This is a genomic window from Trueperaceae bacterium (genome assembly GCA_023954415.1).
Classification (GTDB): domain Bacteria; phylum Deinococcota; class Deinococci; order Deinococcales; family Trueperaceae; genus JAAYYF01.
Map to the genome: position 1 here is coordinate 126793 of JAMLIB010000006.1, position 22001 is coordinate 148793.

The 22001-nt window shown below is 69.9% G+C and carries 20 protein-coding genes and 3 tRNA genes; 1 reads left to right on the forward strand and 22 read right to left on the reverse strand.

Annotated features, from left to right (window positions below; all coding sequences use genetic code 11):
- Positions 1 to 68: 68 nt before the first annotated feature.
- Positions 69 to 144, reverse strand: a tRNA-Trp gene (locus M9914_09235).
- Positions 145 to 324: 180 nt separating this feature from the next.
- Here M9914_09235 and M9914_09240 point away from each other — a divergent pair.
- Positions 325 to 717 (forward strand): iron-sulfur cluster assembly accessory protein, encoded by a 393-nt coding sequence (locus M9914_09240; protein ID MCO5174361.1) that lies wholly within the window; start codon positions 325 to 327, stop codon positions 715 to 717.
- A 150-nt stretch (positions 718 to 867) separates the two neighbouring features.
- Here M9914_09240 and gcvPB read toward each other — a convergent pair whose 3' ends face one another.
- The 21 genes from gcvPB to M9914_09345 form a co-directional block, all read right to left on the reverse strand.
- Entirely contained in the window at positions 868 to 2328 is a 1461-nt protein-coding gene (gcvPB, locus tag M9914_09245) for an aminomethyl-transferring glycine dehydrogenase subunit GcvPB (GenBank protein MCO5174362.1), read from the reverse strand.
- Entirely contained in the window at positions 2321 to 3670 is a 1350-nt protein-coding gene (gcvPA, locus tag M9914_09250; protein MCO5174363.1) for an aminomethyl-transferring glycine dehydrogenase subunit GcvPA, read from the reverse strand. Before gcvPA ends, gcvPB begins: the two co-directional genes overlap by 8 nt.
- A 1-nt stretch (position 3671) precedes the next feature.
- Positions 3672 to 4058, reverse strand: a complete 387-nt coding sequence (gcvH, locus tag M9914_09255; protein MCO5174364.1) for a glycine cleavage system protein GcvH — start codon at positions 4056 to 4058, stop codon at positions 3672 to 3674.
- Between the two features lie 50 nt (positions 4059 to 4108).
- A complete protein-coding gene (gene gcvT / locus M9914_09260) occupies positions 4109 to 5170 on the reverse strand; it encodes a glycine cleavage system aminomethyltransferase GcvT (protein MCO5174365.1) in 1062 nt (353 codons plus the stop codon).
- 64 nt (positions 5171 to 5234) lie between these two features.
- Positions 5235 to 5825, reverse strand: coding sequence for an ADP-ribosylation factor-like protein (locus M9914_09265; protein ID MCO5174366.1), 591 nt, complete (start codon positions 5823 to 5825; stop codon positions 5235 to 5237).
- Complete coding sequence (locus tag M9914_09270) at positions 5822 to 6322, reverse strand: roadblock/LC7 domain-containing protein (protein ID MCO5174367.1); 501 nt, start codon at positions 6320 to 6322, stop codon at positions 5822 to 5824. The genes M9914_09265 and M9914_09270 overlap by 4 nt, the downstream gene beginning before the upstream one ends.
- Positions 6323 to 6382: 60 nt before the next feature.
- Positions 6383 to 7711 carry a GH1 family beta-glucosidase gene (locus tag M9914_09275; GenBank protein ID MCO5174368.1) on the reverse strand — a complete coding sequence of 443 codons (1329 nt, stop codon included), beginning with the start codon at positions 7709 to 7711 and terminating at the stop codon, positions 6383 to 6385.
- Between the two features lie 3 nt (positions 7712 to 7714).
- Positions 7715 to 9040 carry a hypothetical protein gene (locus tag M9914_09280; GenBank protein ID MCO5174369.1) on the reverse strand — a complete coding sequence of 442 codons (1326 nt, stop codon included), beginning with the start codon at positions 9038 to 9040 and terminating at the stop codon, positions 7715 to 7717.
- 59 nt (positions 9041 to 9099) lie between these two features.
- Positions 9100 to 9954 (reverse strand): carbohydrate ABC transporter permease, encoded by an 855-nt coding sequence (locus tag M9914_09285; protein MCO5174370.1) that lies wholly within the window; start codon positions 9952 to 9954, stop codon positions 9100 to 9102.
- Positions 9955 to 10968, reverse strand: coding sequence for a sugar ABC transporter permease (locus M9914_09290; protein ID MCO5174371.1), 1014 nt, complete (start codon positions 10966 to 10968; stop codon positions 9955 to 9957).
- Positions 10969 to 11051: 83 nt separating this feature from the next.
- A complete protein-coding gene (locus M9914_09295; GenBank protein MCO5174372.1) occupies positions 11052 to 12308 on the reverse strand; it encodes an extracellular solute-binding protein in 1257 nt (418 codons plus the stop codon).
- A 64-nt stretch (positions 12309 to 12372) separates the two neighbouring features.
- On the reverse strand, positions 12373 to 13371 hold the full coding sequence (locus M9914_09300) for a LacI family transcriptional regulator (GenBank protein MCO5174373.1): 999 nt from the start codon (positions 13369 to 13371) through the stop codon (positions 12373 to 12375).
- 152 nt (positions 13372 to 13523) lie between these two features.
- Positions 13524 to 13600, reverse strand: a tRNA-Met gene (locus tag M9914_09305).
- A 119-nt stretch (positions 13601 to 13719) separates the two neighbouring features.
- A complete protein-coding gene (locus tag M9914_09310) occupies positions 13720 to 13902 on the reverse strand; it encodes a hypothetical protein (protein ID MCO5174374.1) in 183 nt (60 codons plus the stop codon).
- A 225-nt stretch (positions 13903 to 14127) separates the two neighbouring features.
- Positions 14128 to 14214 (reverse strand) — tRNA-Leu (locus M9914_09315).
- A 46-nt stretch (positions 14215 to 14260) separates the two neighbouring features.
- Positions 14261 to 15766: a glycerol kinase GlpK gene (glpK, locus tag M9914_09320; protein ID MCO5174375.1), complete on the reverse strand. Its 1506-nt coding sequence runs from the start codon at positions 15764 to 15766 to the stop codon at positions 14261 to 14263.
- A 3-nt stretch (positions 15767 to 15769) separates the two neighbouring features.
- On the reverse strand, positions 15770 to 16240 hold the full coding sequence (locus M9914_09325) for an S-adenosylmethionine decarboxylase (GenBank protein ID MCO5174376.1): 471 nt from the start codon (positions 16238 to 16240) through the stop codon (positions 15770 to 15772).
- A 15-nt stretch (positions 16241 to 16255) separates the two neighbouring features.
- On the reverse strand, positions 16256 to 17584 hold the full coding sequence (locus M9914_09330; protein ID MCO5174377.1) for a sugar ABC transporter permease: 1329 nt from the start codon (positions 17582 to 17584) through the stop codon (positions 16256 to 16258).
- Positions 17581 to 19194 carry an ABC transporter permease subunit gene (locus M9914_09335; GenBank protein ID MCO5174378.1) on the reverse strand — a complete coding sequence of 538 codons (1614 nt, stop codon included), beginning with the start codon at positions 19192 to 19194 and terminating at the stop codon, positions 17581 to 17583. The genes M9914_09330 and M9914_09335 overlap by 4 nt, the downstream gene beginning before the upstream one ends.
- Positions 19195 to 19332: 138 nt before the next feature.
- On the reverse strand, positions 19333 to 20520 hold the full coding sequence (locus tag M9914_09340; protein MCO5174379.1) for a maltose ABC transporter substrate-binding protein: 1188 nt from the start codon (positions 20518 to 20520) through the stop codon (positions 19333 to 19335).
- 188 nt (positions 20521 to 20708) lie between these two features.
- Positions 20709 to 21926 carry a DNA-protecting protein DprA gene (locus M9914_09345; protein ID MCO5174380.1) on the reverse strand — a complete coding sequence of 406 codons (1218 nt, stop codon included), beginning with the start codon at positions 21924 to 21926 and terminating at the stop codon, positions 20709 to 20711.
- Positions 21927 to 22001 lie beyond the last annotated feature (75 nt).

The window sequence follows — 22001 nt, forward strand, 5'->3', positions numbered from 1 at the left end:
ATACCACGGGGGGTTGCGCGCTCTCGAAGCATGACGGCACCCCAGTACGCTGGGGTGCCGTGGCGACCTGGCGGGGGCAGCAAGACTCGAACTCGCGACCTACGGTTTTGGAGACCGCCGCTCTACCGACTGAGCTATACCCCCCTGGGCGCTTCGCATGCCGTCCGGCGAGGTGACCGCGCCGCATGAGCGACACTCATCGCGCCGGCCGAAGAAGTATACCCGGCAGCCGGGCGGGCGTCCAGGCTCGGTGGGTGGCCTCGGCGGTCGCGGAACGTTCACAGGCGTCATCCTCCGGGGCATCGATGGCGTATCCTCTGCACCATGTCACTGCCCACGCCCGACACCGACAGCCTGAGCCTGACCCCGGCCGGCGCCGAGAAGGCCGGTCAGTTGCTCAAAGGCAACGAGAACGCCGCCATCCGGGTGTTCGTCAAGTCCGGCGGCTGCAGCGGTTACCAGTACGGCATGCGCGTCGACGAGCAGCGCCTGGACGGCGACCGGGTCTTCCAACAAGGCGACGTCAGGCTCGTCGTCGACGAGCGGAGCTGGCCCTTGCTGCGCGGCTCGAGCGTCGACTACGTCGAGAGCCTGCTCGGGGGCGGTTTCAGCGTCAAGAACCCGAACGCCTCGAGCGAGTGCGGCTGCGGTCACAGCTTCCGCACAGACGGCGCGGCCGCCCCTAGCGGCGACGGCTCGAGCGGCTGCTCCGCATGACCCCTCCTTGGCAGGCGCTCTGCGTAACCTCTGCGTAACCAGGACCGCCCGCTCCTCTCGGCGCGCCATGCGGCGCGCGAAACCCTCAAAGACTACGGCGCCCCCGATCCCGACGGTCGGGGGGCGCCGCTCTAGCGTGGCGGGCTCGGTCTAGTCCTCGAAGTCGTACCGCAAGACCGGCTGGCGCGCGGCGCGCACCTCGTCGAGGCGCCGCACCGGCGTGGAGTAGGGCGCCCCGCGCAAGTACTCCGGTTCGGCGGCCGCGCGCTCGAGGATCTCGGCCAGCGTGTCGACGTAGGCGTCGAGCGACTCGAGCGACTCCGTCTCCGTAGGCTCCACCATGAGCGCCTCCTTGACGATCAGGGGGAAGTAGACGGTAGCCGGGTGCATGCCGTGGTCGAGCTGCGCCTTGGCGATGTCGAGCGTCCTGAGGCCGGCCGGCGGCTGCGCGACGAACTCGTGCATGTTCACGCGGTCGAAGGGCACGGTGAAACCGAGCTCCTTGAAGCGCATGCGCAGGTAGTTGGCGTTGAGGACCGCGTAGCCGCTGACCTCGCGCAGCCCCTCGCGCCCGAGGGAGCGGATGTACGTGTAGGCGCGCACGAGGTTGCCGAAGTTGCCGTAGAACGAGCGCATGCGGCCGATCGTGTTCGGCGCGTCCTCGTCCAGGAAGTAACGCTCGCCGTCCTTGGCGACGACCGGCACGGGCAGGAACTCGCGCAGGTGCGCCTTGACGCCCACCGGTCCGGTGCCCGGCCCACCCCCGCCGTGGGGCGTGGTGAACGTCTTGTGCAGGTTGAGGTGCACGACGTCGAAGCCCATGTCGCCGGGCCGCGCCCGGCCGACGATGGCGTTCAGGTTGGCGCCGTCGTAGTAGAGCTGGGCGCCGACGGCGTGGGCGGCCTCGGCGATCTGGACTATGCGCCGCTCGAAGAGCCCCAACGTGTTGGGGTTCGTCAGCATGACGGCCGCGACCTCGGGCGTCAGGCGCGCCTTCAGGGCGGCGAGGTCGACCTCGCCGTCGGGGCCCGTCGGCACCTCGACGACGGCGTAACCGGCCATGGCGGCGGTGGCGGGGTTGGTGCCGTGAGCGCCGTCAGGGACGAGGACTATGCGCCGCTGCTCGCCCTCGCCGCGGGCGCGGTGGTACGCCCTGATCATCAGGATTCCGGCCAGCTCGCCGTGCGCGCCCGCCGCCGGCTGGAGGCTGACGGCGTCCATGCCCGTGATGGTCGCGAGGTCGCCCTGCAGTTCGAAGAGGAGCTGCAGCGCGCCCTGCACCGTCTCCTCGGCCTGGTACGGGTGGAGGTCCTGGAAGAGCTTGGCCGCCTCCTCGTTGACCTTCGGGTTGTACTTCATGGTGCAGCTACCCAGCGGATAGATGTTGGCGTCGATGCTCATCTGCCGGTGGGCGAGCTGCGTGTAGTGCCTGACCAGGTCGAGCTCGCTGACCTCCGGCAGGCGCGGCGGGGCCTGGCGGAGGTTCTCGGCGCCCAGGAGCGCGGAGAGGTCGGCCTGCTCGGGCGCGGGGGGTTGCGAGGCCCGGCGCCCGGCCTTGGAGCGCTCGAAGATGAGGGGGAGTTGCGCGTGCGCCTGGAACCGCTCAGGCATTCCCGGCCTCCAGCGCGCGCACGCGCCCCTCGCCGCAGGCGACGAGCGCCGTAACCAGGGCGTCGATGTCCGCCGCCGTGGTGCTCTCGGTCGCGCTGAGGATGATCGCGTCGCCGAAGCCGTACTCGGCCGGCGCCTCCACCCCCGCGTGCACGCCCGAGCGCGCCAGCGCCGAGCGGAGCTTGGCCGGGGGCTGACCGACGGGCAGGACGAACTCGTTGAAGAAGCGCGCCTCGACGCGCGGCGCGAAGCCGGCAGCCTTCAGCGCGTCGGCGAGCTTGTGGGCGTTGACGACGGAGCCGACGGCCAGGTCGCGCAGGCCCGCCGGGCCGAGGGCGGCGACGTTGATGGCGGCCATGATGGCCGTCAGTTGGTGGTTCGAGCAGATGTTCGACTTGGCCTTCGACCGACGGATGTGCTGCTCGCGCGCCTGTAGAGTGAGCACGAAGGCCCGCTTGCCGTCGACGTCAACCGTCTCGCCGACGAGCCGACCGGGGAACTGCCGGATGAGCTCCTCGCCGACGACCATGAACCCGAACGCCGGGCCGCCGAAGTTGAGGGGGTTGCCGAGCGTCTGACCGTCACCGGCCGCGATGTCGGCGCCGTACTCGCCCGGAGGGGCCAGGACCGCCAGGCTCAGGGGGTCGACCGCGGCGACGAGCAGTGCGCCGGACGCGTGGGCGGCGCCGGTGAGCGCAGGCATATCCTCGACGTAGCCCAGGTAGTTGGGCTGCTGGGCGACGACGCAGGCTACGTCGTCCGTCACGCCGGGCGTCGGCGTCGTGTAGGGGTCGAGGTCGAGGAGCTCCAGCTCCAGGTCGAGGGCCGCAAGGTACGTAGCGATGACGGCGCGCGTCTCGGGGTGCACGCCACGGCTGACGAGCACGCGGTCGCGGCCCGTCTGGCGCATGGCGAGGAGCACGCCCTCGGCCACGGCGCTGGCGCCGTCGTACATGCTCGCGTTGCTGACGGGCAGGCCGGTCAGCTCGGACATGATCGTCTGGTACTCGAAGGTGGCCTGCAGGATGCCCTGGGCCACCTCGGGCTGATAAGGCGTGTAGGCGGTGACGAACTCGCTCTGCATGGCGAGGTGGGCGGTGACTGAGGGCGTGAAGTGCCTGCGCGCGCCGCCGCCGAGGAAGTTGGGGCCCTCAGGCCGGTTCTTGGCCGCCAACGCCCGCAGGTGCGCGAGCAGGCCGGCCTCGTCCATGCCGGTCGGGACCTGGATGTCCGGGTCCTGCAGCGCCTGCGGCAGGTCCGCGAAGAGGGCGTCGATAGAAGGCGCGCCGACCTTGGCCAGCGCGCGCTCGACGTCCTCCCGCGTGTGCGGGATGTAGCGCAACTCAATGCTCCTCTGAGGCGCTCGCCGTGTAGGCCGCGGCGTCTAGCAGGCCGGCCAACTCGCTCGCGTCCGCCAGGCCGATGCGCACCAGCCAACCGTCGCCGTACGGGTCGGAGTTGATCAGCTCTGGCCGAGCGTCCAGCGCGTCGTTGACGGCCTCGATCACGCCCGAGACGGGGGCGTAGATGTCGGACGCCGTCTTGACGGACTCGATGACGGCCATCTGCTCGCCCTTCGCCACGCGGCGTCCGACGTCGGGGAGCTCGACGAAGACCACGTCCCCGAGCTGGTCCTGAGCGAAGTCCGTGATGCCGACCGTGGCGGAGCCGCCGTCCGGGGCGGCCCACTCGTGTGACTCGGCGTAACGCAGTTCTGTCGGTGTCTTCATGTCGGGCTCCTAGGTGAAGCGGCGCGCGGCCGCACGTGTACTGCCAAGCATCATGTCAGGTGGAAAGGCGGCTGGACCACTCTCGCCGCGACGGCCTGACCCCTGATCTCGACGGCCAACTCGGTGCCGGGCTCGGCCAGCTCACGGCTCACCCACGCGAAGCCGATGCCGTCGCGGGTGAGGGGGGAGAGGGCGCCGGACGTGACCTCGCCGACGGGCGCGCCGGAGGCGTCCAGGAGCCGGTACCCCTGCCGGGGTATACCGCGCTCAGTCAGCCGCAGGCCGACGAGCCGGGTGGCGCAGCCCGGGTCCCACATGGCCTCGCGGCCGAAGAACTCCTTGTCCTTGACCACCCAGGCGAACGGGGTGCATAGGGGGTTGGAGCGTTCGGTCAGCTCGTGGCCGTAGAGGGGGAAGCCCGCCTCGAGGCGCAGGGTGTCGCGAGCGCCCAGACCGCACGGGCTGGCGCTGGCCGCCAGGAGCATGTTCCACACCGAGACGGCGTCCGTCGGCCTGAGGAAGATCTCGAAGCCGTCCTCGCCCGTGTAGCCCGTGCGGCTCAGCCGGACGGGGATGCCGGAGAGGATCACGTCGAGCGTGGCGTTGCGCTTGACCTGACCGAGGTCGTCGTCGACGAGCTGGCCGAGCAGCAGCGGGGCGCCGGGGCCTTGCAGGGCGAGCAGGGCGACCGTGTCGGACTCGTCGATCACGTGGCATTCGTAGCCGGCGGCGAGGTCCTGCAGGTGCCGCACGACGGCCGCAGTGTTGGAAGCGTTGGCCACGACCAGGAAATCGTCCTCGCCCTCGCGGTAGACGAACAGGTCGTCGATGAGACCGCCGGTGGCGTTCGGGAGCATGCTGTACTGGCCGCGGCCGGGTTTGAGGCGCCCCGGGTCGTTCAGCGTGGCGTACTGCAGGAACCGCGTCGCGGCCGGGCCGACGACCCGCACCTCGCCCATGTGCGAGACGTCGAACAGGCCGACGCCCTGCCTTACCGTCAGATGCTCCTGGTTGATGCCGGCCTGGTAGTGCAAGGGCATCGAGTAACCCGCGAACTCGACCATGCGGGCACCGAGCTCCTCGTGTGCTTCGAACAGTGGGGTGCGCTTCATCGGGTCGAACATAGCACGCACCTCGACGCCGTTCCGGCCGTCCAGGCGTGGTTCCGACTAACGCTCAGGCCTTCTGGGCCAGCTTCTCGAGGACCATGGTCGCGACGCCCCTGAGGGGCTCGAACACGCCCTCGAACTTGGCGGCGACGGCCTCGTAGAACTGCACCTTGCCCTCGCGGTCGAGCACGGCCTTCAGCGCGTCCATGCCTATCGCGTCGGGCACGTCGCGCTTGTTCGCCTGGATGACGTAGGGCACGTCGGCGAGGCGCAGGTTGTACTCCTGGAGGTTCTCGCGCAGGTTGCGCAGGCTCTCGGCGTTCGCTCGCAAGCGGGCCATCGACGAATCGGCCACGAACACGACGCCGTCGACACCGCGCAGGATCAGCTTGCGCGAGGAGTTGTAGAAGACCTGGCCCGGCACCGTGTAGAGGTGGAAGCGCGTCTTGAAGCCGTTGACCTTGCCGAGGTCAAGGGGCAGGAAGTCGAAGAAGAGCGTGCGCTCGTCCTCCGTGGCCAACGACACCATCTCGCCCTTGGCCTCGGCCGGCACCTGTTGGTAGATCTGCTTGAGGTTCGTCGTCTTGCCGGAGAGGCCCGGGCCGTAGTAGACGATCTTGAAGTTGATCTCGCGCGCGGAGAAGTTGATCGTGCTCATCTGTCCCTCGCACCGAAGAGACCGTCGAGGAGCGCCGTGGCATCCTGCTGGAACTCCGCGTCGAAGCGCATGCTCGGCGGCGCCTCCGTCGCGCCTTCCAGGGCGACCCGGATGGCGTCCGCGGCGTGCTTGGCCGCGAGCTTCACGCGCCCGAGCTGGGCGCTCGAGTCGAACACGGTCGCGAGGAGGGCCTCGCTGCCGAGCTCCTCGAGGTAGGTTCCGACCTCCGCGCCCTGCTGGACCGTCTCCCGGAACCCGGCCTCGCCGAAGAGGTTGGCGATGGCGCGGTTCGCCGCGTAGTTGGAGGCCACGAGGGTCGCGAACGAGTCGAGCGAAGGCGGCTTGGGCGCCCACAAGGCGCGCGCGTGCATGAGCACGAAGCCCTTGTGGTCGATGATGAGGGCGTAACGAGCCCTGCTCTTGGCGAGCAGCTCGCGCAGGATGCCGTCGACCGTATCGAAGGTGGTGCCGTAGAGGTCGAGGGACGGCTCGAGCATGGACGTCACTGTAACAGCCGTGAGCTTCGCGCCGGGGTAGAACAATACACTTCGGCCCGGTCAACCCCCGGCGAGGAAGCGCTGGTACCAACGAGCGCTCCCCTTGAGGCTGCGCCGCTGGTTCGCGAAGTCCACGTGCACCAGGCCGAAGCGGCGCGTGTAGCCTTGCGCCCACTCGAAGTTGTCGAGGAGGCTCCACGCGAAGTAGCCGGCTACGGGCGCTCCGGCGGCGGCGGCGTCCGCCACGGCCGCCACATGCGCCCGCAGGTAGTCGACGCGTTCGGGGTCGGAGACGACGCCGTCCTCCTCGACGTCGTCGTAAGCCGCGCCGTTCTCCGTGATGTGGACGGGCGGCAGCCGATAGTCGCGCCTCAGCCTCAGCAGCAGCTCGGTGAGGGCCTGCGGCCTGACCTCCCAACCCATGGCCGTGCGCGGGACCGGCAGCCCGACGTCGCGCGTGGCGGGCCAGGGGTCACCGGGCGCGTCGGTCACCACGGTCCTGCTGTAGTAGTTCACGCCGAGGAAGTCGATGGGGGCGCCGATGAGCTCCAGGTCGCCCGGCTCGACGCGCGGGACGTGCTGCCCGTACCCCTCCCAGACGTCGGCCGGGTACGCGCCGCGCAGGACGGGGTCGAGGTACCAGCGGTTGAAGAAGCCGTCGAAGCGGCGCGCTGCCTCCACGTCGGCGGGGGCGGCGCTCGCCGGGTAGGCGGGGTTGAGGTTGAGGACGATGCCGTGCAGCGATCCGGGGGCGTTGCGCCGCATGCGGGGCAACGCGAGCCCGTGGGCGAGGAGCAGGTTGTGCGACGCCTGCAGGTGTTGGCGGCGGCTCCGCAGGCCGGGGGCGTGCTCGCCGCTCTCGTAGCCGAGGAAGGCGCTGCACCAGGGCTCGTTGAGGGTGGTCCAGGCGCGCACGCGGTCGCCTAGCCTGGCCGTGACGACGTCGGCGTAGTCGGCGAAGGCGTGGGCGACGGCGCGCTCCGGCCAGCCGCCGGCGTCCTGCAGGGCTTGCGGCAGGTCCCAGTGGTAGAGGGTGGCCCAAGGCTCGATGCCGCGCTCCAACAGGCCGTCGACGAGGCGGTCGTAGAAGTCGAGCCCGCGCTGCTCCACCCGGCCCGTGCCCTCCGGCAGGATGCGGGGCCAGCTCAGGGAGAAGCGGTACGCGCCGACGCCCAAGTCCTCGATCAGGTCTAGGTCGGCCTGCCAGCGGCGGTAGTGGTCGCAGGCCACCGCGCCGTCCGAGCCGTCGACGATCCGCCCGGGTTCGGCGCAGAACGTGCTCCAGATGGACGGCCCGGCGCCGTCGGCGTCGGTCGAGCCCTCGATCTGGTAGGACGAGGTGGCGACGCCCCAGGTGAAGTCCTCAGGGAAGGCGGTGCGGTCGATCATGCGTCACTCCTCGTTGGGCGCGCGGGAAGGCTCGCTTCGTAACACGACGATGGACTTGGCCGGCGCCTCCAGCTCGGCGCCGACGGTGTAGGCGGCGACGCTCGGCCCGTCGAGCAGGTCGAAAGTGGCGTCGTTCAGCACGCGTACCTCGAACTCGGTCGGCGCGCCCGCCGGTAGCTCGAGCCCGACGCTGATGGCGTCCTCGGACCGGTTCACCAGCAGTGCGCTCATGGCGCCACCGTCGGTGACGGCGTAGGCCGTGAGTCCGGCAGCGCCCGCGACCGCCGTCTCGAGGACCTCGCCGCGGAAGCCGGCAAGGAGCGCGTAGACGTGGTAGGTCGGCCGCACCCAGCCGCTCGAGTCGATCAGGCCGTGGCCCCCCATCGCCTGCAGGGCGAAGTAGTGGCTGATCGCCACGCCGCCCTCCGCCAGGCGGCCGAGCGTGTCGGCGAGCCAGAGGGCGGCCGGCATGTCCTCCAGGTGGCGGAAGTTGTTCGTGCGCCACGACAGCCCGAACTCGGTGACGCCGACCCCGATGGAGCGTTCGTGGCCGAGCGGGTTGGCCTCCGGGTCGGCGAGCCAGCCCCCTATGCGTTCGAGCTCGCCCGTGACGAGGTCGGCGGTGGCCAGCGCGGTTGCGTCGCTCCACGTGCCGTCGGTCGGGTAGACGTGGAAGGTGAGGATGTCGATGGCGTCGCCGCAGAGGCGCAGGACCTCGGCGAGGTAGGTCAGGCCGCCCGGCCGTGCGCCCGATACGCCGGGGCCGGCCAGGCGCGCGCCCGGCACGACGTCTCGCAGGGCGGCGCCGTGCTCGCGGAAGGCGGCGCAGTACCGCTCTGGCGTCCACGACGGGTCCAGTCGGTTGGCCGCGTAGAGGTCGGGCTCGTTGCCGATCTCCCAGAGCGTGACGTCGATGCCGGCCTCCAGGAGGAGGCGGGCGGACGCGGCCGTCTCGGCCGGGCTGCCCGTGAAGAGGTTCGCGACGAACGTGAGCTCCGGCTGGCCGAGCAGCTCCCAGTTCACCTTGAGCGCCGCGACGGCCGCGGCGTTGAGCGGCTGCTCGTCCGCCACGTTGCCGGGCGGGAAGCGCAAGGAGGTCAAGCCGAGGGCCGCGAACCGGTCCTCCCACCCGACGACGCGCATGGAGTTGCCGTAGTTGAAGCCGCTGAGCGCGTCTTCGGCGAGCCGGAGGCCCTTGCCGCCCCCGACGCGCACGGTGGCCTGGGAGTGAGCGACCGCGCCGAGGGCTAGCGCCGCGAGGAGGACCGCGGCCAGCCGCGCAGCCGCGCCGCGGGGCGCGCCGGGCCGCGGAGCAAGGACCGGGCTCACGCCGGCGTACCCAAGCGGTGCGCGTCCGGCAGGCACGTGCCCCGCGGGCGGGCGGCCCGTCACCCTTTCACCGCCCCGGCCGTCAGGCCCTCGATCACCTGGCGCGAGGCGAAGAAGAAGAGCACGAGGAGCGGAACGACCGCCAGGGCGGTGCCGAGGATGACGACGCCCCAGTCCGTGTTGATGAGCCCTTGCAGCGAGCGCAGCGCGAGCGGGAGCGTGAACGTCGTGCGGCTGCGCAGGATGACGAGCGGCCCGAGGAAGTTGTTCCACTGCCCTATGAACGTGAGGAGGGCGAGCGTGGCGAGGGCCGGCCTGATGAGGGGGAGGGCGACGCTCCAGTAGATGCGGAACTCGGTGGCGCCGTCGATCCTGGCGGCGTCGAGCAGGTCGCGGTTGATGGCCGACGCGATGTACTGGCGCATGAGGAAGATGCCGAAGGCGCTCGCCATGCCGGGGAACCAGAGGGCACGCGGCGTGTCGAGCCAGCCGATGAAGTCGATGATGAGGTAGTAGGGGATGATGTTGAGCAGCTGCGGGAAGGTCAGCGACGCCACCAGGAAGCCGAAGAGCAGGTTGCGCCCGCGGAACTCGTAGAGGGCGAACGCGAAGCCGGCGAGCGAGCAGAAGAAGAGCGTGGTGAGCGTCGCCATGCCGGCGACGTAGACGCTGTTCCACATGTTGCGCCAGAAGGGGAGGGTGGCGACGAGCCCCTCGTAGTTGCGTTGGAGCGCGTCGCCGAAGAGCAGCGGCGGCGGGGCGGCGAAGATCGTCTCGCGCGTGTGGGTGGCCAGCACGAACATCCAGTAGAAGGGGAAGACGGTGAGGACGGCGAGCGCCGCCAACACGAGCAGGGTGAGCAGGCGTCCGGCGCGTGGCAGCGCCTTGTTGGCGACCGGGCGTGGCGTGATCACCTACTCCCTCCGTTCCAGGCCACGGCGGCCCGAGAGCAGGAAGTGCGCGATGGTGGCCGTCCCGATCACGAGGAAGAGCACCCAGGCCATGGCGGCCGCCGTGCCCATGTCGAGCCACTCGAAGCCCGTGCGGTAGAGGTACATGGCCAGCGTGAGCCCCGACTCGCTCGGCCCGCCCGTGCGGTTCGTGAGGATGAACGGCTCGTCGAAGAGTTGCAGGTTGCCGATGATGGTGAGCGTGACGGCGAAGAACATCATGGGCCGCAGCAGCGGCAGCGTGATGTGCCGGAAGCGCTGCGCGGGGCCGGCGCCGTCCATCATGGCAGCCTCGTGGTACTCGCGCGGGATCGTGGCGAGACCGGCGCTGTAGAGCACCACGTTGAAGCCGAAGTACTTCCAGGCCACCAGGATGCTGATGGCCGGTTTGATGTAGGGCGCGCGCCCGAGCCAGTTGATGGGCAGCGACTCCTTGATGCCCGCGAAGAGCCAGCTCGTGACCGGCCACGAGGCGAGGCCGTCGATGGTCCAGTTGAGGAGGCCGAACTGGGTGCCGAAGATGGTGTTGAAGACGATGGCGACGGCCACCGTCGACGTGATGTACGGCAGGAAATAGGCGGCCGTCAGCGGGTGGCGCAGGCCGTAGCGCACGCCGCTAACGAGGACGAACGCGAGCGGGATCGCGATGACGTGCTGGGGGATGCCGGACGCAAGGGCGATCCAGACGGTGTTGCGCAGCGACTTCCAGAACCACGGGTCGGTGAGGAGGAACTGGTAGTTCTCGATCCCGACCCAGCTCATGGACCCGAGGCCCTGAACGGGGTTCCAGGACTGGAAGGAGAGATAGATGGAGAAGAGGGTGGGGAAGAGCCCGAAGACGGCGAAGAGGACGAAGAAGGGGCTGACGAACAGGTACGGCGCCCAGCGGCGTTGCCAGCGGTGCCAGCGGAACGTGCGCGCTGGTTTGCCGACCGCGACGGGCGGCTTGCCGGTGGTGGCTCCGGAGTCGACGGCCATGGCTACGGTCCTGGCACCCGGCGTGTCTGGTCGTCCTCACAAGCAGGACGACCAGACACGTTTCGCGCCGGGTCTCGGGCGCTCTACCTGGCGCGGCGGCTGATGAGCCGCTGGGCTTCCGCGAGTGCCTCGTCTATGCTCCTACCCTCGTCGAGCACCTGCGAGAGGGCGGAGTTCACGATCTCCTCGGCGATCTGGTCACCGGGGTTGGTGGCGCGGCCTTCGATGTTCTGCGCCACCTCGGCGAAGAGGAGCCTGGCCTTCTGACCGGCGAGGAACGGGATCTCCTCGTCGAACAGGGCGTCGCCGTACGTGCTCGTCACGGCCGGGAAGGCCCCGATGCGCGCGAACGCGGCGAGCTGGATGTCGGGCCGGGTGGTCAGGAACTGCACGAGCTTCCAGGCCGCCTCCTTGTTCTGCGACTGCTCGGGGATGCCGTAGAACGAGCCGCCCCACGAGCCGTAGATGCCGTTGGGCAGGTTCGAGGCACCCCAGAGGCCCGCCGTGTCCGGGGCCATCCAGTTCTGCAGGTGACCGAGGAGCCATGCGCCCGTGAGCTGCGTCGCGACGGTGCCGCGCTTGAACGCCTCGTACCACTCGTTCGTCCAGGAGCCGATGCGGGCATCCAAGCCGGCGTCGCGGATCTCCTTGGCGACCCGGAAGGCTTCCTTGAAGCGGTCGGACTCGACGAGGGCGTTGCCGGCGGCGTCGAAGAAGACACCGTCTCCGGCGGCGATGTTGGCGCGCATGATGGCGCGGGCTACGTCCGAGGCGTCGGCAATCAGGAAGACGTCGACCTTGCCGTCGCCGTCCGTGTCGCGCGTCACCTGGCGACCGAACTCGACGTAGGCGTCCCAGTCCTCGATGACGTCGTCGATGTTCGCCCCGACCTGCTCGAAGCGGTCGCGGCGGTAGAACATCACGCCGGGGCCGAGGTCGGTCGGCATGGCGATGAGCCTGCCGTCCGTGGTGCTCGACTGCAACCAGGCGTACTCGGCGAAGAGGTCTTGGTACTGCGACGCGTTGTAGGGCGCGGCGTTCAGGTCGACGAGACCGCCGTCCGCGACGAAGCGGGCGATGAAGCCGACGTCGATGGCGACGACATCGGCCGCGCCCGAGCCGGTGGCCAGGTTCGTTACGAGGGCCGTGTGGTGATCGCCGTGCTGGAGGACGCGCACCTCGACCTGGATGTCGGGGTTCTCGGCCTGGAACTGCTCGATGACCGCGTTGACGTGTGAGTCGAGGTCGGGGAACAGTCCGATGGAGATCTGAGTCTGCGCGAACGCGGTGGGGAGCAGCAGCGCTGCCGCCAGGAGGAACAGTCTTGCTTTCGCTTGCATCACGCCTTCCTTTCCGGGGGTGCCGACACCTCTCGGGGAGGCGTGCCGGCGTCTCGAACCTGTGTCAGCGCGGCCGTGCGACCGACTGCCGGCTCACGAGCTGCGGATCGAAGCGGTTCCTCACCTCCGTTCCCTCGTTCGCCAACAGCGCGAGCGCGGCCCGAGCCGCGGCGCGGCCCATCTCCTCGAGTGGCTGGCGGATGGTCGTGAGTGTCGGGTGGAGGTAGCGCGCGAGCAGCACGTCGTCGTAACCCACGACAGAGACGTCGTCCGGGATGTTGCGCCCCGACTCGCGCAACGCGGCGAAGGCGCCCGCGGCCATCTGGTCGTTGCCCGCGAAGACCGCGGTCAGGCCGGGGTCGCGTTCCAGGAGCTCGCGCATGGCGCGGAAGCCGCCCGCCTCCTCGAAGTCGGCCTCGATGACGAGCCGCCCGTCGGGTTCGAGCCCTACCGCCCGCATGGCGCCCTCGAAGCCCCTGCGCCGCGCGCGGCTGTCGGGGAAGCGCTCCGGGCCCGTGATGTGGCCGATGCGCGTGTGGCCGTGCTCCAACAGGTGTCGGGTGGCCAGGACGCCGCCCGCCTCGTTGTCGAGGTACACGCAGCGCTCCTCGTGGCCTTCCAGCTTGCGTCCCACGAGGATGAGCGGGGTAGGGCGCGCGAGGTACTCCGCCAGGGCGTCGTCCGGCATGGCCTCGATATGTGCGACGAGCGCGTCGGAGCGACGGTCGGCGAGGAACTCGAGGCCGGCGCGCTCCTGCTCGGCCACGGCGTGGCCGCTGGAGACGAGGAGGTGCATGCCCGCGGCCTCGGCCTCCGCCTCCACGCCGCGGATGAGCAGGCCGAAGTAGGGGCTGGCGACGTCGTTGACGCACACGCCGAGGCCGCCTGAGCGGTTGGTGACTAGGCCTCTGGCGAAGGCGTTGGGGCGGTAACCGAGCTGCTCGACGGCCGCGAGCACGCGCTCCGTGACCTCGGGGGACACCGGGACGGTGCCGTTCAAGACCCTGGAGACGGTGGCGTTTGATACCCCGGCAAGCCGGGAGACCTCACGGATGGTGGCCATCTGAGCCCTTCGTGTGAAAACGTTATCTGAAAACCTTTTCAGCAAAGTAGCATGGGAGCGCGGGGGCGTCAATAGGGGCGTCGCGCCGTACGGGCGGCACCCCTGTCAAAAGGCAAGGGCGCGGCCTCCCTGAGAAGCCGCGCCCTTGAACGTGGTAGCGATGGACGGGATCGAACCGTCGACCTCACGATTATGAGTCGTGCGCTCTCACCAGCTGAGCTACATCGCCACGCTACCGAGTCGATCGCCCGCCAAGCGCCGAGGGAGGCGCCCTGCCAGCGGACGCATAGATTATACCGGGTAACCAGCCTCGCGCCAGTCCCGATACCCAACCTACCTAGCCGACGTTCACCGCTTCCGATGCTTCAAGGCCCCGACCTCGCCGCTCCAACCGCAGGCGTCGCAAGCCGCGGGCGTGTGATCGTCCCAGCCTGCGTCGCCGAGTTGCTCCGCGAGGACCTCGAGGTCTCGCACCATCAGCGCGTACTGCACGAGGTACTTGACCTCGACGGACGTATCGATGTGAACCACCGGGCTGCCGCAACTAGGGCAGAGGGGGGCCGGAGCGGGTTCGGGTTCGTCGGTGTGGGGAGCGGCGGAGGGCACGACGTCCCATGGTGTACCGCGCACGCTCTTACGCCGTTCTTATGCGCTGGGCGAGCCGTGACGCACTGCGCGGTCGGTGCGCCAGAGACGGGCAAGAGGAAGGGCGACTCGAAAGCCGCCCATTCGACTTGCGTCCTGGACGCCATCCCTTGGTGCCGGAAGCGGGGCTCGAACCCGCATGCCCGTGGGGGCGGCAGATTTTAAGTCTGCTGCGTCTACCGGTTCCGCCATTCCGGCGCGGTGCGGCCGCGTTCCCAAGGACACGCGCGCAACCAAGTATCGCTTACTCCAGGCCCCGACCGTCCACCCACCCCTTGGAGCGCTCCACCGCCTCCGCCCACCGCTCCTTGAGGGCGGCCCGGCGCCGCGGGGCTATCCGGGGCTGGAACCGGCGCCCGGCGCGCCACTGCGCGGCGAGCGCGTCGCGGTCCGGCCAGGCGCCGACTGCCAGGCCGGCGAGGTAAGCGGCGCCGAGGGCGGTGGTCTCGCTCTGCTCGGCGCGCAGCACGTCCACCCCGAGGACGTCGGCTTGGAGCTGCATCAGCTCGTCCGACCGGGAGGCGCCCCCGTCCACTCGCAACTCGCCTACCGGACCAGCGTCCGCCTGCATGGCAGCGACCACGTCGGCCACTTGCAGGGCGATCCCCTCGAGGGCGGCGCGCGCGAGGTGGGCGGCGGTGGTGCCCCTAGTTAGGCCTACGACGGTGCCCCTCGCGCCCGAGTCCCAGTGCGGCGCTCCGAGGCCGGTCATGGCTGGGACGAACATGACCCCACCGGAGTCGGGCACGCCGGCGGCCAGCTTGCCAACGTCGCTCGCCTCGCGGATGATCCCCAGACCGTCGCGCAGCCACTGCACGACGGCGCCGGCCATGAAGATGCTGCCTTCGAGCGCGTACTCGAGCCGACCGCCCTCGGACCAGGCGACGGTCGTGAGCAACCGGCTGCGCGACGCCTGCGCTTCCGCGCCGGTGTTGAGGACGAGGAAGGCGCCCGTGCCGTAGGTGGCCTTCGCCTGCCCCGGCGCGAAACACGCCTGTCCGAACGTGGCCGCCTGCTGGTCGCCGACGAGGGCAGCGATCGGCGCTCCGGCCAGCGGCCCCTCGGTGATCTCGGCGACGACCCCACTCGTAGGCACCACTCGGGGCATGAGCGCGCGCGGCACCCGGAAGAGCGCGAGCAGGTCGTCGTCCCAGTCGGCGCGGTGGATGTCGAAGAGCTGGGTCCTGGACGCGTTGCTGACGTCGGTCACGTGCTCGCGCCCGCCCGTCAGCTTCGCGCTCAGCCAGGTGTCGACGGTGCCGAACGCCAGCTCACCGGCCTCGGCGCGCTCGCGCGCGCCCGGAACGTTGTCGAGGAGCCAGGCGACCTTGGTGGCGGAGAAGTACGGGTCGAGGAGCAGTCCCGTCTTCGCGCGGACGAGCTCCTCCACGCCGTCAGCGCGCAGCCTCGCGACCTCGGCCGCCGTGCGCCGGTCCTGCCACACGACGGCGTTGGCGATCGGCCGTAGGGTAGAGCGGTCGTAGACGACGGCCGTTTCCCGCTGGTTGGTGATGGCGACGGCGGCCAGCCGCGCCGCGGGGACACCGGCGCGGGCCAACGCCTCGCCGGCCACGCCGACCTGGCTGGACCAGAGGTCGAGCGGGTCGTGCTCGACCCAACCCGGCCGCGGGTAGCTCTGCGGGAACTCCTTCTGGGCCGACGCCAGTACGCGCCCTTGCACGTCGAAAAGGATGGCGCGCGAGCTCGTCGTGCCCTGGTCGAGAGCGAGGACGAGCGGGGAGGCGGTCACGCGCTAGAGGGTGACGGGCTCGGCGGGGAGCAGCCTGAGCCTCGTGTACGAGCGCTGGCCACTCAGCATGCGGGCAAGGAGCGCGCGCTCAGAGGGGAAGATCAGCCCCCTGCCGCGCACGCCGCTCTGGTAGCGGCCGATGCCGAAGGCGGCCAGGAAGAGGTCCGTGACGTTGCCGGCGGGGACGTGATGGGGGGAGAAGAGCTGTAGCGCCACGCCCCTGAGCTCGAGGAACACGTGCAGGGTGGCGGACGTCTCGCCCGCGACGAGCGCCAGGCTGTAGCCGTCGGGTCCGGCGTCCACCGTGACCACCGAGGCGTCGGTCAGGTCGTGGCACGTGTTCTCGACCGCGGAGACGAGCTCGCTCACGAACCGCCTGGCACCCTCGACGTTCGCGATCGCGCCCGGGTCTGCCGAAGCGCCGTCGAGACAGACCTGCGTCCCGTAGCCGAAGCTCTCGTTAGCGCTAACCATGTGCGAGTCTACCATTCAGCCTTTCACGCTCCCGGCCGTGAACTGGCCGGTCAGGGCGTTCTGGAACGAGTAGAAGATGACCAGGATGGGGACGCTGCCCAGCACGGCGGCCGCTGCCATGGCGCCCCACTGGGTGGCGAACTGGTTCGTGGAGAAGTTGCGCAGGCCCACCCCGACCGTCCACAGGTCCTGGCCGACGAGGATGGTGTTGGCGAGGATGAACTCGCTGTAGGTGCCTATGAACTGCTGCAAGAAGATGAACAGGAGCATGGGGACGCTGATGGGCAGTATCACGCGCCAGAACGACCCCCAGCGCGTGGCGCCGTCCACCATCGCCGCCTCTTCCAGGCTGGGGCTGAGCGAGTCGAGGTAGCCCTTGAAGATCCAGGACGAGAACGCGATCGCGCCGCCGGAGTAGGCGAGGATGAGGCCGGTGAACGTGTTGAGTAGGTCGAGCCTGCTCATCAGGTAGAAGATGGCGACCAGCGCCATGAACGTGGGGAACATCTGCACGAAGACGAAGGCGAGCAGCGTGCCGTAGCGCCCCTGGAAGCGCAGCCGCGAGAAGGCGTAGCCGGCCGTGGTCGAGAGCAGCACGGCCATGACGCCCGTCACCCCGGAGACGAGGAGCGTGTTGCGGATGTACAGGGGCACCATGCCGCCGATGCTCGCGGGGAGCCGGGCGCCGTCGCTCTCGCGCACGCCGTAGAACTGCCCCGGTTGGACGGAGAGAACGAGCACGGCAGCGCTGACGAAGACGGCCCAGCCCGCGTAACCCCTGAGCCGCTCGGCGCGCGCGCTGGTGACGCCGAGGCGCGGCAGGGCGAAGCTCGCGACGAGCACGACTACGGCCAGCAGCATGATGCCGACGAGCAGCCACTGGTAGCCGAACACGTGCGTCTGCGAGACGATCTTCGCGAACTGCGACGTGGAGAAGTCGGCAGGGTTCGGCATCACCCCTGCGCGCACGAGGAGGTTGCCCGTGCTCGGCAGGGAGCCCGCCAGCGTGTCGTTGCGGTTGAGCGAGACGGAGAGCAGGTAGACGACCGGGTAGAACACGGCGCCGATCACGAGCCAGACGAAGACGTGGGTGCCGGCCGTGACCGCGTACCTCGGCGCCCGCAGCGGCCGCGTCGCCAGGCCGTAGAGGTATGCGGTGCCGGCTACACCCGCGACCGCGAGCACGAACGCGGCGAGGAAGCGTTGCCAAGCGCCGGGCACCACGAGCATGCGGTTCCGGGTGATCGCCTCGGGGGCGGTCGCGAAGAGGAGCGCGATGCCGCCGGCCACCACGACCACGAGAGCGACCATGCTCAGGTAGTGGAGCCGGGTGCCACGCGTCATGCCCGCGCCCCCTCTTCCTTGAGCGCGCCCGTGACCTTGAAGTTCATCAGGCTGACGGCCAAGGTTATGACGAAGATCAGCAGCGAGATGGCCGAGCCGAACCCGTAGGCGTAGCCGCCCTGACTACGGAACGCCTCGTTGTAGGCCCAGCTGATGAGGATGTCGGTGCCCCTCGCGGTGGCCGTGCCCCAGCTCACTGGCGGACCGCCGTCCGTCAGGAGGAAGACGACGTTGAAGTTGTTGAAGTTGAACGCGAAGCTGCTCAGGGTGATCGGGATGAGGGCCGTGCGCAGCAGCGGACCGGTGACGTTCCAGAACCCCTGCCAGACGTTCGCGCCGTCGATGCGCGCCGCCTCGTAGATCTCGTCGGGGATCGCCGAGAGCGCGCCGAGCGTCGCCGTCATGATGAACGGCAGCCCCAGCCAGAGGTTGACTACCAGGATGGCGGCGCGAGCCGCGGCCGGGTCGCCGGCCAGCCAGTTGATCGGCTCCGAGGAGATGTCGAGGAGCGCGAGGACACGGTTGATGGCGCCGAAGTTCTGGTTGAGGAAGCCGCGCCATACCTGGATGGTGATGACGCTAGGTAGCGCCCACGGCACGATCAGGAGCGTCCGGTACAGGTTCCTGAACCGCAGGGCCTTGTTGTTGAGCAGGACGGCGATGAGCACGCCGACGGCGGTGTTGATGAACACGGTGAGGAAGCCGAAAGATACGTTCCATAGGAAGACGGGGATGAGGGCGCGCGGCGCGGAGGCGATGACGCGGCTGAAGTTGCGCAGGCCCACGAACCCGAAGTCGTTGTAACGGGCGATGGCGGTAGGCTCGACGCCCTCGGGCAAGGGCTCGTCGAGCGTCAGGTGGGCGCCCGCCTCCGCGACGATCCTGCGCGAGATGGCGGCGCGGTCCAGCTGGACGCGTACGTCCGTAAGGTCGGGAGGCGAAGGCGGCGCCCGCTCGAGGGTGAGCACGTTGCCGTCGACGCTCGTCACCCGAAAGCTGAAGGCGATGCCGAGATCGGGCAGGTCGAGCTCTACGCCGATGACATCCCGCCCGGCCGGGAGCGGGCCGGCGATGACCAACCGCGTGCCTTCGATGGACTCGGCAGCGACGGTATCCATGCCGCTCGCGTACACGACGGCTCGCACGCCGTTACAGCCGTCGCGCAGGTCGGCGCAATCCAGGGTCGCCGGGTCCGCGACGGTCACGTTCACGCCGTCGACCGCGAGGATAGGCGTCTCGCTGCTGATGTTCAGCTCGCCGTTCCTGATGCCCGCGTAGTCGGTGAAGGCGAGGAACACCGTCAGGACGACGGGGAAGACGGTGAAGGTCAGGAGGAAGACGATCGCGGGGAGCAGGTAGTACCAGGGGATCAGCCAGTCGAACCGCCGCGCCAGGTAGCGCAGCATGAGCACCAGGGCCGCCGCCGCGATCGGGATGCCGGCGTAGGCGGGGGCCTCCGGGACCAGGAGCCGGAGGAGCGTGGCTCCGAGGAAGCCGATCAGGGTCGCGAGGAACAGCGCCGCCGTCAGGAGGCCGAGCGACTTGGCCAGGCCGCCGACCGTGGTGCGGCTGCGAGGCAGATGGTCCTTGACCGAGCGCGAGATATCCATGGTTTGAGGCTCACCCCGAGCAGGCGGCTAGGAGTCGAGCGGCTCCTAGCCGAGGTCGTCACCGATTGCGGGCCTGCATGTCCGGCTCGCGGTCGGTCTCGCGACCGGACCGTGCGCCGGACATGCAGGCTCCGTAGCTCACTGGCCCTGGATCTCGTCGACCGCCTGCTGCATTACGGCGGCCACGTCCGCGGAGGCGTCTTCCGTCAGGACGGTGAGGGCGTTGCCCATCGGGGCCCACACGGAGCCCATGGCGGGGATGTTCGGCATCGGCTCGGAGTTGAGGAGCGCGGCGCCGAAGCCCGCGATGATCGGATCGTCCATGACCTCGTCGAGCGCGGAGACGCTGGCCGGGATGCGGCCGGAGAGCTTGGCCATCGACACCTGGGCGTCCTTGCGGGAGAGCCATTTGGCGAAGTTGGCGGCCTCGACCTTGAGGTTCGTGAACGAGTTCACGAGCACGCCCTGCACGCCCATGAAGCCGGAGAACGGCGTGCCGTCGGCGAGCGGCGGCACGGGGTGGACGCTCACGTTCAGGCCCGCGTCCTGGTACTGGCTGATGGCCCACGGGCCCGTGTAGATCATGGCGAGCGCGCCGTCGACGAACAGGCCGTTGGCGACGTCGTAGTTCGTACCGGACGGGATCAGGCCGAGGTCGTAACGCAGCGCGGCGAGCGCCTCGCCACCCTTGATCGCGCCCTCGTTGGCGAGGCCGATGTCGTTCGCGTCGAGCGAGCCGCTGGCGTCGCGCCCGAACACGTAACCGCCGTACGTATGCAGCCAGCCGTAGCTGAAGTAGAAGTTGGGGATGTCGAACATGAAGCCGAACGTGTCGGCCGTGGTGAGCTGCTGGGCGAGCGCCATCGTCTCCTCGTAGGTGGCGGGGACGCTCGGGACGAGGTCGTCGTTGACGATGAGCGCCGGACCCTCGACGTACATGGGCAGGCCGAACAGCTTGCCGGCGAACGTGTAACCGAGGCGGGCCTGCTCGCTGAGGTCGGAGAGGTAGGCGGCGGTGGCGAAGCTGCTCATGTCGAGCAGGATGCCGCCGACGGCCATCTCACCGATCTGGTCGTGGGGGACGCCGGCGAAGACGTCGCCTGCCTCGCCCTGCGGGGCGGCGAGAAGGGCCTGCTGCTTCAGCTCGTTGACGTCCAGCCGCACGAGCTCCACATCGACCCCGAAGGCCGCCGTGAAGCTGGCAGCTTCCGAACGAAGCCAGTCCAGGGTCTGATCCTGCCAGGTCGTCCAGACCTTGAGGGTCTGGGCACTAGCCATCCCGAGGCTCAGGGCTACGATCCCCAGGAACACCATGTACTTCTTCACGCTTACTCCTTCCGGCCGCAGCGGCCAAACCACCTGAGAGACGATGGGGCTTCGACCCCCGTCTCGTGACATACGCGGCATCAGGATAGCTATCCGCCGCTCCCGTGTCCACAGAACCCCGTCCCGCCCGGCGTCGGCGGAGCGCCGGCTGCGGGCGACCCAAGGCCCGGCCCGGAGCGAGGCTCTCCTCAACCGCGCCAGCGGTACCGGCCGCCGGCCGTAGCCGCGACGCGCCCGTCGAGCTCGAGAAGCGCCAGCGACGCGAGTAGCTCGGACGCCGGGAGACCGGTCACGCGGCTGAGCTGGTCCAGCGAAGCCTCGCCGCCTCGGAAGGCGTACTCCAGACCGACCGCGGCGATGCCCTCCAGGTCGGGCGACCCCGTCGGGGCGGCCGCCGCACGCGCCGCCGGAGCGGGCACGACGGCACTGCCCCCGCCGCGCCCGCGCTGATCGGCCTTCGGCGTCTCGATCATGGAAAGGCCGAAATGGTGCAGGAGGTCGCCCGCGTCGATTAGTGGGGCGGCGCCATCGCGGAGCAGCTCGAGCGCTCCGCGGTTGCGCACGTCCTGAGGGCGGCCGGGGACTGCGAGCACGGTCCTGCCGAGCTCCGCCGCATGGCTGGCAGTGTTGAGCGCCCCGGACCGGGCGCCCGCCTCCACGACACCGACTACCCGCGCGAGGCAGGCGATCAGACGGTTGCGCCGCAGGAAGTGATGCGGCTGCGGGTTGACCGCCGGAGGCCACTCGGACAGGACTGCGCCGCCGTGGCGAAGGATGCGTTCCGCCAAGCCGCGATTGGCTGCGGGATGGAGCCGACCGTGACCGCCACCGAGCACCGCCACCGTGGCACCAGAACCGGCGGGCGCCTCCAACGCGCCCTCGTGGGCAGCGGAGTCCACCCCGAGCGCCAGGCCGGAGACGACGACGAGCCCGTGGTGCGCCGCTGCGCGCGCCAGGTCGCGGGCAAACGCAAGCGCCGGCTGCGACGCCCTGCGCGCGCCTACCAACGCGCAACTCGCCAGTTGGGCGAAGGGCCGCATGACCTGAGGCGGTAGGTCGCCGGCCACGAAGACCACCGGCGGCGCCGCACGGTCGTCCTCCAGCAGGGCCGGCGGGTAAGCGGCATCCTCCCAGCACACGACCCGGAGCCCGGCCGCCCTGGCCTCGTCGACCTCGCGACGCGCGCGGCGCAAGGCAGCGGGCAGCGCGGCGGCGACCTCACGGGCGAGCCGTGTGAGTTGCGCATCCGGCCGCTCGAGGACGACCGGCTCGCCACCCAGGACCCCCGCGAGGCCACCGTAGGCCTCGACGAGGTCTCGGAGGCGCGCCGGACCGACGCCGGGCGTGGCCAACGCCGCCAAGTAGTGGGCTGCGAGCTCGTCAACTGGTTGCGCCGGCGCGTCCATGAGCCCAGCATGGTTCACGGTGCGCGGCCGATGGACGGGGTCTCGGGTTCAGCGCCTAGCTAAGGATGGGTCCGT